We start from the raw sequence: 10,002 nt of genomic DNA, 5'->3' as shown, positions 1-10,002 counted from the left end.
GCGGCGTTTTTTATTGCGTTGTAACGTTAGGCTTGAACGACCGGGATGTTGGCGTTCGCAGCAGCTTCACGGAACTCGGCGATCTGGTCGAAGGACAGGTAGCGGTAAACGTCGGCCGCCATGCTGTCGATCTTGCCAGCGTATTCCATGTACTCCTCGACGGTCGGCAGGCGACCCAGGATGGACGCAACGGACGCCAGCTCGGCCGAAGCCAGGTAGACGTTCGCGCCGTCACCCAGACGGTTCGGGAAGTTACGGGTCGACGTCGACACCACGGTGGAGTTCGGCTCTACACGTGCCTGGTTACCCATGCACAGCGAGCAGCCTGGCATTTCCATGCGTGCGCCGGCCTTGCCGTAGATGCCGTAGTAGCCTTCTTCGGTCAGCTGGTGAGCGTCCATTTTGGTCGGCGGCGACAGCCACAGACGGGTTGGCAGCTGACCCTTGACCTGATCCAGCAGTTTACCGGCAGCGCGGAAGTGACCGATGTTGGTCATGCACGAACCGATGAACACTTCGTCGATCTTCTCGCCAGCAACGCTGGACAGCAGACGGGCGTCGTCCGGATCGTTTGGCGCGCAGAGCACAGGCTCCTTGATGTCGGCCAGGTCGATTTCGATGACTTCAGCGTATTCGGCGTCAGCATCGGCAACCATCAACTCAGGGTTGGCGATCCAGGCTTCCATCGCTTGAGCACGACGTTCCAGGGTACGCACATCACCGTAGCCTTCACCGATCATCCAGCGCAGCAGGGTGATGTTCGATTGCAGGTATTCGGTGATCGATTCTTTCGACAGCTTGATGGTGCAACCGGCAGCCGAACGTTCGGCCGAGGCGTCGGACAGCTCGAAAGCCTGTTCGATGCTCAGGTTGTCCAGGCCTTCGATTTCCAGGATGCGGCCGGAGAAGGCGTTCTTCTTGCCTTTCTTCTCGACGGTCAGCAGGCCAGCCTGAATCGCGAAGTAAGGAATGGCGTGAACCAGGTCACGCAGGGTGACGCCCGGTTGCATCTTGCCTTTGAAGCGCACCAGGATCGATTCCGGCATGTCCAGCGGCATTACACCGGTGGCAGCGGCGAATGCGACCAGACCGGAACCGGCCGGGAACGAAATGCCCATCGGGAAACGGGTGTGCGAGTCACCACCGGTACCGACGGTGTCCGGCAGCAGCATGCGGTTCAGCCAGCTGTGGATGATGCCGTCGCCCGGACGCAGGGAAACGCCGCCGCGGGTCATGATGAAGTCAGGCAGGGTGTGGTGGGTGGTCACGTCGATCGGCTTTGGATAAGCCGCGGTGTGGCAGAACGACTGCATCACCAGATCAGCGGAGAAGCCCAGGCACGCCAGGTCTTTCAGTTCGTCACGGGTCATTGGACCGGTGGTGTCCTGGGAACCCACGGTGGTCATCTTCGGTTCGCAGTAGGTGCCTGGACGCACACCGGCTACGCCGCACGCCTTGCCGACCATTTTCTGCGCCAGGGTGAAACCCTTGGTGCTTTCGATCGGGGCATCCGGTTTCTTGAACAGGTCGAATGCTGGCAGACCCAGTTCGGCGCGAGCCTTCTCGGTCAGGCCACGGCCGATGATCAGCGGAATACGACCGCCGGCACGGACTTCGTCCAACAGCACCGGGGTCTTCATTTCGAAGGTGGTGATGACTTCGTCAGTACCGTGCTTGCAGACTTTGCCAGCGTGCGGGTACAGGTCGATCACGTCGCCCATGTTGATGTTGGTTACATCGAATTCGATTGGCAGTGCGCCGGCATCTTCCATGGTGTTGTAGAAGATCGGAGCGATCTTGCTGCCGAAGCAGAAGCCGCCAGCACGCTTGTTCGGCACGTAAGGAACGTCATCGCCGAAGAACCACAGCACCGAGTTGGTGGCCGATTTACGCGACGAACCGGTACCGACCACGTCACCGACGTAGGCGATCGGGAAGCCGCTGTTGCGCATTTCTTCGATCTGCTTCATCGGACCGATGGAGCCTTGCACGTCCGGCACGATGCCGTCGCGAGCCATTTTCAGCATGGCCAGGGCGTGCAGCGGGATGTCAGGGCGGGACCAGGCATCAGGAGCAGGGGACAGGTCGTCGGTGTTGGTTTCGCCAGTCACCTTGAACACGCGCAGGCTGATCTTGTCGGCCAGCACAGGGCGGTTCTTGAACCACTCGCCGTCGGCCCAGGACTGCAGAACGCCTTTGGCGTGAACGTTGCCGTTCTTGGCGCGTTCAGCGACGTCGTGGAACGCATCGAACATCAGCAGGGTGTGCTTGAGTTCTTCGGCAGCCACTGGTGCCAGTTCGGCGTCGTCCAGCAGATTGACCAGCGTCACGATGTTGTAGCCGCCCTGCATGGTGCCGAGCAGTTCAACAGCGCGTTTCTTGTCGATCAGAGGGGATTTGGCTTCGCCTTTGGCGAGGGCAGAGAGGAAACCGGCCTTTACATAGGCAGCTTCGTCCACGCCTGGCGGAACGCGATTGGTGATCAGGTCAACGAGGAAGGCTTCTTCGCCAGCCGGGGGATTCTTCAGCAGCTCGACCAGGCCTGCAGTTTGTTCGGCGTTAAGCGGCTGGGGAACGATACCCAGTGCTGCGCGCTCTTCGATATGTTTGCGGTAGGCTTCAAGCACAGTTATTACCCTCATCAGTGGTCCCAAATGGGTGTCCGGGACGCTCATCCCGAAATTGCCGTACTCATGCGCTGCGTGGCGTTGTGGGCCGCTTAGCCAGAATTACCGGCAATTCCTTACAGAAGCTGCTTTCAAAGTTTTACGCCTGCAGAACGGGGAGCTGATGAGGGTTGGCGTCAGGTTTTTCACCGCTGAAAAACCCTTCGCCAACACCGCTCTGAAGGAACGACTGTGCTCGTGACGCTTTGAAAACAGCTTCTAACGGACATTGGCGCCTTAAAAGGCTGGCTGATTCTACGGCAAAAAAAAATTAAAGGTAAGTTAGCCCCAAAATTTTGAGGGGTGATGAATGTTAGACAAAGGGCTAACATGCCGACCTGTTCTGCTTTTCCGTGTTTTGCCTACCTATGCCCAATCAGACCATCAAGACCCCCTGCGTCGGCCTCTGCTCCACTGTTTACGGTGATCTGGTGTGCCGTGGCTGCAAGCGTTTCCACCATGAGGTGATTCACTGGAACGGTTACAACGAGGAAGAAAAACGCGCGGTATGGCTGCGTCTTGAGCAGTTGTTGTCGCAGGTGATGGCCAGCAAGGTAGAGATTTTCGATCCCGCGTTGCTGCATCTGCAGCTGGAGCAGCGCAAGATTCGTTTTGTGCCCCATCAGTCGGAATATTGCTGGGCTTATCAGCTGATCGCCCGGGGTGCGCGGGTCATCAACAATCTGGAAGCCTACGGGATGGTGCTGCTGCCGGAGTTCCGCGACTGGAACCTGCCGGAATTGCGCGATGCCATTGATCGGGAATTTTTTCTGCTGTCTGAGGCGCATTACCAGCGCTACATTGCGCCGGGGTTTCTCAAGGATGCGTTCGGCGGTTAAACCTTAAAAGCTTCGCGAGCAAGCCCGCTCCCACATGGGATCTCCATTGGACATGAAATTTGTGAACGACACAGATCCCATGTGGGAGCGGGCTTGCTCGCGAAGGCTATTTATCTGACGCCGCAAATCTCAATGCTGGGTCACGATCTCTTCCAGATGATCCATGACCGTCTCCGGCTTGAGCACCAGCACATCGCTTTCCAGCGCATCCAGCACCACTTCCGCCGTATTACCAATCAACGCCCCGGACAACCCGGTCCGCGCCACGGTGCCGATCACCGTCACCGATGCCCCCAGCTTATGGGCCATGTACGGAATCAACACATCCGCCGGGCCTTCCTCGATATGCAGATGGTCATCATCAATATCGAACTCGGCCTGGAACGCCTTGCACTGCTCGCGGTAACTGGCTTCGATGGTTTCCTTGAGCTGAAACGTCGGGTCGGCCGCCGAGAGCATCGGCGATGGGTGAGCGCTGATCACGTGTAAATGGGCCTTGGCCAGGCTGGAGATGTCGTAGCCATGATCGATGATGCTGGCGTGCAAGGTGCGGTGTTCGCCGTCGATGTTGCCAACATCGATGGCCGCCAGGATGACGCCGCCGGTCCAGGGCTTGGCGGTTTTCACCAGCAGCACCGGAGTAGGGCAGTAGCGCAGCAGTTTCCAGTCCGCCGGGGTCAGCAGGGCTTTTTTCAGCGGGCTGTCAGCGAAATGCTGCTTGACCACCAGCCCGCAGCCTTCGGCTTGCTGCACATCGACGATGGTTTCATGCAGGCTGTCGTTCCAGGCTTGTTCGGTGGTGACGCTGTAGCCGTCCGCCACCAGCGCAGTCTTGAGCACGCCGAGCATGCCCGCGTGATCATGCTTTTTATCGCAGACCAGCAGGTGCAGATGGGCCTGGGTCACGCCAGCGATCAATTTGGCCCGTTTAAGCGCCAGGCTTTCCGAGTGTTCGGGTTCGATGACCACCAGGATGCTGCGAATGGCTTGCATGAGCGGGATCTCCGTGAAGATAAAAAACACTGCGTTGGACAACTATAGTTGCTGGCCGGCATTCGGCGACTTGATGCATATCAACGGTTGGCGTCTGGTGGTCTGTCGGCAGGCCGGTATAATCGGCGCCCTTCGTTCTGTACCTTTTATCCGTGAGCCCCATGATCCTTCCCGAAATTCACGAATTCCTTGGCTGCCGCACGCCCGATGGCTGGGTCCAGGCCGCGCTGGCCGATCAGGAAACCCTGCTGATCGACCACAAAAACTGCGAATTCAAGGCGGCCAGCACGGCGTTGAGCCTGATTGCCAAATATCACTCCCACGTCGATCTGATCAACCTGATGTCGCGTCTGGCCCGGGAAGAGCTGGTGCACCACGAACAGGTCATGCGCCTGATGAAGAAGCGCAAGATCGAGCTGCGTCAGCTGTCCGCCGGGCGTTACGCCTCGGGGCTGCGCAAAGTGGTGCGCAGCCACGAACCGGTGAAGCTGGTGGACACGCTGGTGGTCGGCGCCTTCATCGAAGCCCGTAGCTGCGAGCGTTTCGAGGCGTTGGTGCCGCATCTGGATGAAGAACTGGGCAAGTTCTACTTCGGACTGCTGAAAAGCGAGGCGCGGCATTTCCAGGGTTACCTGAAACTGGCCTATCAGTACGGTGACGCCAAGGACATTGCCCAGGTGATCGACAAGGTTCGTGACGCCGAGCAGGCGCTGATCGAGTCGCCGGATGTGGAGTTTCGCTTTCACAGTGGTGTCCCAGTCGCCGCATAACCTTGTAGGAGCGAGGCTTGCCCGCGAAGGCGATCTCAAGGACGCTTTCGCCGGCAAGCCGTGCTCCTGCAATTGCGTCGGGAAACTGTCAAAGACTGTAAAGCGACCTAACGGCTCAAACCCAGGCGCTCATGCCATTGGGCGATGGATTCTTCTGGATAGACGTCGAACTGCTGGTCGCCCGGATGCGCCTCGACCTCTACCCACGGTGCTTTGGAGCCGAGCATCAGATGCGTGTGTTCCGGTGGTACCGGCAACGGGGTATCGATGGCCGAGGCAAATGGGTGAATCAACTCTGGCCATTCAGGGCTGAACAGCCATAGTCCTGAGCCGCAAACGGAACAGAAATGCCGCTCGGCGGTGCTGCGGTGGGCACGTTTGTCACCTTTTTCCTTGAGCCGCGCATGGTAAATCGAGATGTGCTTGCGACCGCGCACCTTCAGGCTGACGGCATCGCCAGCGATGTTGATCGCATAACCGCCACCGCCCTGGGTCTTGCGACAGATCGAGCAATAGCAGCGTTGATAAGGGTAGGGGTGGGCGCTGGTCAGGCTGAACGACACCGCGCCGCAATGGCAGGAGCCTTCGAGCTGCATGGGGCCTCCAATGGGGTTGGGATGACTCAGGACAGCCTAGACTGTCCGTGTTCCTGGACTTGAATTTATGCTGGATGTGCGGGCCTATTCGCGAGCAAGCCCGCTCCCACACTTGATCGTTTTCGTACACAAAACTGCGTTCACTGAAGATCTAATGTGGGAGCGGGCTTGCTCGCGAAGAACGATAACGCGGTCTACCGGCCGGGCACCCGCCACAAATACCAAGCGGCCGCCGTCCGATATGGACTCCAGGCCATTCCGATTTCAATCATCTGCTTACGAGTCGGCTGTATTTCCAGCCCCTTCAGCCGCCGATAACCCTCACGCACGCCAAAGTCATCGGCCGGTAAAATGTCCGGCCGCTCCAGGCTGTAGATCAGCAGCATTTCTACCGTCCAGCGCCCGACTCCGCGCAAGGTAATCAAGCGCTCGATCAACGCTTCATCGTCCATGGCCAGGGCCGTGGCGTAATCCGGCACCACGCCGTCCAGTGCCGCCTGGGCGATGCCCTGAATGGTCGCGATCTTGCTGGCGGAAAACCCGCAACCGCGCATCTGTTCGAAGTCTGTCGCCAGAATTTGCTCGGGCCTTGGGAAGGTGATTGAAGGAAACAACGACAGCAGCCGGCCGACAATCGCATCGCCGGCCTTTGCATGCAGTTGCTGATAGGCAATCGCCCGTACCAGCGACTCGTAAGGATCGCGGGCCGCATGGGGCTGATGCAGGCAGGGGCCGATGGCGCTGATGTGGCGTTGCCAGTCGGCGTCGAGGGCCGAGAGAAATTCGCTGGCCAGTCGATAGGTGTCGGGCATGGAGCTTCCTGAAGCGCGGGTGACTGCGGGGGAGATTAGCCCTCACCTCGCAGCGCCGCACTCCATTGCTTGCGGTCAAACTTTGCCGGTGGGGGCCAGCAGGGCGTTCACTTGGCCATAAGTGAAGGCCTTGAGGTCGCTGCTATCGAGTTTTCCGGTTTCCAGAAAGCTTTTGGCCACCGACGCCATGGCGCCGTAGAGGAATTCGGCGATGCTCGAACCGGCGCTCAAACGGCGCACGCCGAGGGCTTGCAGTTCTTCAGGAGAAGGCAGGCTCGCGAAACCCAGCACGTTCACCGGCAGCGTCGTGCCATGGCACAGCGCTTGGATCTCATACGCCGCCGTGACGCCCGCCGCAAACAACCCATCGGCACCGGCGGCCTGATACAACGCGGCCCGTTTGAGTGTTTCTGCGACGCGATCTTCGGCCGGCACCAAGCCCTTGAGATACACGTCGGTGCGAGCGTTGATAAACAGCTTCACATCCCGGCGATCGGCGACCTGGCGAGCGATTTCGATTTTGCGGGCCAGCAGGTCGGGCGGCGAAGCACCGTCCTCGATATTGATCCCCACGGCTCCGGCAGCGATGACGGCGTCGATCACTTCCGCGACCCGCCCCAGGTCATCGGAATAACCGGCCTCAATGTCCACGGTCAACGGCACCGTGATGACTCGGGCGATGGATTCAACGGTGGAAACGAGACGTTCAAGCGGCAAGGTATTGCCATCCGGGTAACCATGAACCCAAGCCACCGCCGCGCTGCTGGTGGCGACGGCCTTGCTGCCCAGCTGTTCCACCAATCGCGCCCCGGTGGCATCGGCGACGTTGGTCAGAATCAGCAAGCCGCTCTGGTGCAGTTGGTGGAATTGGTTGTCGAGTGTGTCCATCGAATGTCCTTCCTTATGACTTTCTGAAAAGAAATGGCGGAGTGATCAGAACGTGAGTTGTTCGGTGATTTGCACCGCGGCGCTTTCCAGCCTGAGCAGAAACGCCTTGCGCGGTTGTCCTCCACCATAGCCGGTCAACGAGCCGTCTGCACCGATCACCCGGTGACAGGGCAGGATAATCGCCAAGCGGTTTTGTCCGTTGGCCAGGCCCACGGCGCGACTGGCGCCGGGGTTGCCTAGTTGCGCGGCGATGGCGCCATAAGTAGTGGTCTGGCCGTAGGGGATTTTCATCAGCTCGGCCCACACTTGCCGGGCGAAAGCGCTGCCGGGCAGGTGCAGTGGCACGTTGAATTCGGTCCGTTTACCGGCGAAGTATTGCGCCAGTTCTTGTTCAGTCTGCTGCAAATGCCCGTTGTGTCCGGGTGCTACGGCGTAGCCATAACGGTTCTGCAGTTCTTCGATTTCCTTGGTCAGTGCCGGTCGATCGAGAAACTCCAGCAACACCAGCCCACGCTGCTCGGCCATGGCGATCATCGGCCCCAGTGGTGTGGTCAGCCGGGTGAACAGCAGTGGCTCGCTGTGGGCGGCGCGGCCGGGCGTGATGTGGAACGACTTTTGAAACGCATCGCGAAAGCCGCTCAGGGATTCGTAGCCGGAGTCGAACGCAGCGTTGTCGATGGATTCGCCCTGTTTGATGCCACCCAGGGCGATGCCCAGGCGCCGGCTGCGCAGCCAGGCGTGAAAGGTCATGCCAAAATGCTGCTTGAACCAGCGGCGCAACTTCAACGGTTCGATGCCCTCGGCGAGCAACTGGGCGTCAGTCCAGCGCAGGTCGGGGGCGGCGTCCACGGATTTGAGCAGCCGCTGCACCCAGTCCGGAGCGATGGCCGCGGCGTCCAGTGGCTTGCAACGCAGACAGGCCCGATAGCCCGCCGACATTGCCTCATCGGCATGGGCGAAAAACTCGACATTTTCCGGCTTTGGTTTGCGCGCCGTACAGCCGGGGCGGCAGAAAATGCCAGTGGTTTTGACCGCGGTAAAGAACACCCCCTCGTAGGCGGTGTCGCGTTCGAGCATGGCGCGAACCATCTCGGCGTGGGGCGGAAGCACAGCGTTTTGTAGGTTCATGGGCTGAGCATATGCTGCGTCGCCCGGCGCCTCCACCGGAAAATCGACAGTGAATTTTTAGGGTCCTGAGCTACAGTCATCGGGTCACCGGTCATGCTGTAAACGTTATTTTCAGGAATCATCCTATGCAACCGTTCACGATCAAACACATCGATCACATCGTCCTGCGCGTCAAGGATCTGGAACGAAGCATCATTTTTTACGGCGAGGTACTCGGCGCCGAACTGGTCAAGCGCCGTGACGATCTGGGCCTGGTGCATCTGCGTGCGGGCACCTCGATGATCGACCTCGTCGACATCCAGGGCGAACTCGGCCGCAAGGGTGGTGCTGCCCCTGGCCGCGAACAGCGCAACGTCGATCACTTCTGCCTGCGCATCGAACCGTTCGACGAGAAAGCGCTGGTCAGTCACTTGCAGTCCTTCGGCCTGACACCCGAGAAAGCCGCCGTGCGTTTCGGCGCCGAAGGTTACGGGCTGTCGATCTATTGCTTCGATCCGGACGGTAATCAGGTCGAACTGAAAGGACCGTCCCAAGGGTAAAGTTCAGGCCCGTTTCGCCATCAACAACACCGAAGCCGCTGCCGACAACAACCCCGCGCAGCAACGGTTGAAAATCCGCTTGCCCCGTGGTTCGGCGAACCAGCGGCGCATGTGCAGGCCCATGTAGGCGTAGGCGCTGATGGCGATCCATTCCAGCAGCAGGAACAACGCGCCGAGCACGACGAATTGCGCGGCAATCGGCCGAGTCGGGTCGACGAATTGCGGCAGGAATGCGGTGAACAGCAAAATGGCCTTGGGATTGCCCGCTGCCACCAGAAACTCCTGCCGCGCCAGAGCGACAATGCCAATTGGCGCGCCGGTCACAAGCTGCTCGGCCTCGGGATTGGCGCGCCACAATTGCCAGGCCAGGTACAACAGGTAAGCGGCGCCGACGATCTTGATCGCATAGAACAGCCATTCCGAGGTTTGCAGCACCACCGACAACCCGGCGGCGGCCAGGGCGATCATCCCGGCAAACGCCAGCAAACGACCGACGCCGGCCACACAGGCGCGACGATAGCCATAACGGGTAGCGTTGCTGACCGACAGTAGATTGTTCGGGCCGGGGGCCATGTTCAAGGCGAAGCAGGCCGGGAGAAACAGGGTGAGGGTGGCGAGGTCCATGACGACGGCTCCAGTAACGAGAGCCGTATTTTTATCATGAGTGACGAGTGGCCCGGCCCATACAGCGGTGTATGCAAATCGCCGTACACTTGTGCCGGCTTGGTTAGCGCTAATGCCAGTCGGTTAGCGCAATCCATGTGGGAGCGG

10 protein-coding genes are annotated in these 10,002 nt (G+C 59.7%); 3 read left to right on the top strand and 7 right to left on the bottom strand.

Translation table 11 applies throughout. The annotated features are described in order from the left end of the window. Positions 1-26 precede the first annotated feature (26 nt). Entirely contained in the window at positions 27-2,627 is a 2,601-nt protein-coding gene (gene acnB / locus PMI36_RS26460) for a bifunctional aconitate hydratase 2/2-methylisocitrate dehydratase (RefSeq protein WP_032830087.1), read from the bottom strand. 407 nt (positions 2,628-3,034) lie between these two features. Here acnB and PMI36_RS26465 point away from each other — a divergent pair, with 407 nt between their 5' ends. Further along, positions 3,035-3,505 carry a DUF1289 domain-containing protein gene (locus tag PMI36_RS26465; protein WP_008067853.1) on the top strand — a complete coding sequence of 157 codons (471 nt, stop codon included), beginning with the start codon at positions 3,035-3,037 and terminating at the stop codon, positions 3,503-3,505. 129 nt (positions 3,506-3,634) lie between these two features. On the opposite strand, the gene PMI36_RS26470 is transcribed toward PMI36_RS26465, so the two are convergent. Then, positions 3,635-4,498 (bottom strand): universal stress protein, encoded by an 864-nt coding sequence (locus PMI36_RS26470; RefSeq protein ID WP_008067851.1) that lies wholly within the window; start codon positions 4,496-4,498, stop codon positions 3,635-3,637. A 161-nt stretch (positions 4,499-4,659) separates the two neighbouring features. Between PMI36_RS26470 and PMI36_RS26475 the strand changes: the two genes are divergently transcribed. Continuing rightward, a complete protein-coding gene (locus PMI36_RS26475) occupies positions 4,660-5,268 on the top strand; it encodes a tRNA-(ms[2]io[6]A)-hydroxylase (protein ID WP_008010271.1) in 609 nt (202 codons plus the stop codon). A 107-nt stretch (positions 5,269-5,375) separates the two neighbouring features. Here PMI36_RS26475 and PMI36_RS26480 read toward each other — a convergent pair whose 3' ends face one another. From PMI36_RS26480 to PMI36_RS26495, 4 genes are all read right to left on the bottom strand, one after another. Further along, positions 5,376-5,864, bottom strand: a complete 489-nt coding sequence (locus PMI36_RS26480) for a GFA family protein (protein WP_008067850.1) — start codon at positions 5,862-5,864, stop codon at positions 5,376-5,378. A 194-nt stretch (positions 5,865-6,058) separates the two neighbouring features. Then, a complete protein-coding gene (locus tag PMI36_RS26485; RefSeq protein WP_008067849.1) occupies positions 6,059-6,676 on the bottom strand; it encodes a DNA-3-methyladenine glycosylase family protein in 618 nt (205 codons plus the stop codon). Between the two features lie 75 nt (positions 6,677-6,751). Next, entirely contained in the window at positions 6,752-7,564 is an 813-nt protein-coding gene (locus PMI36_RS26490) for an isocitrate lyase/PEP mutase family protein (protein WP_008067848.1), read from the bottom strand. Between the two features lie 45 nt (positions 7,565-7,609). Continuing rightward, positions 7,610-8,692 carry a bifunctional transcriptional activator/DNA repair enzyme AdaA gene (locus PMI36_RS26495; protein WP_032830086.1) on the bottom strand — a complete coding sequence of 361 codons (1,083 nt, stop codon included), beginning with the start codon at positions 8,690-8,692 and terminating at the stop codon, positions 7,610-7,612. A 125-nt stretch (positions 8,693-8,817) separates the two neighbouring features. On the opposite strand from PMI36_RS26495, the gene PMI36_RS26500 reads away from it, so the two are divergent. Continuing rightward, positions 8,818-9,231, top strand: a complete 414-nt coding sequence (locus tag PMI36_RS26500; protein ID WP_008067843.1) for a VOC family protein — start codon at positions 8,818-8,820, stop codon at positions 9,229-9,231. Between the two features lie 3 nt (positions 9,232-9,234). Here PMI36_RS26500 and PMI36_RS26505 read toward each other — a convergent pair whose 3' ends face one another. After that, entirely contained in the window at positions 9,235-9,855 is a 621-nt protein-coding gene (locus PMI36_RS26505; RefSeq protein ID WP_007906350.1) for a LysE family translocator, read from the bottom strand. Positions 9,856-10,002: the final 147 nt, after the last annotated feature.

Origin of the sequence: Pseudomonas sp. GM79, assembly GCF_000282495.1 — a bacterium.
GTDB lineage: Bacteria > Pseudomonadota > Gammaproteobacteria > Pseudomonadales > Pseudomonadaceae > Aquipseudomonas.
The sequence above is the reverse complement of the archived record's forward strand: the minus strand, read 5'-3'. Positions and strand labels throughout refer to the sequence as shown.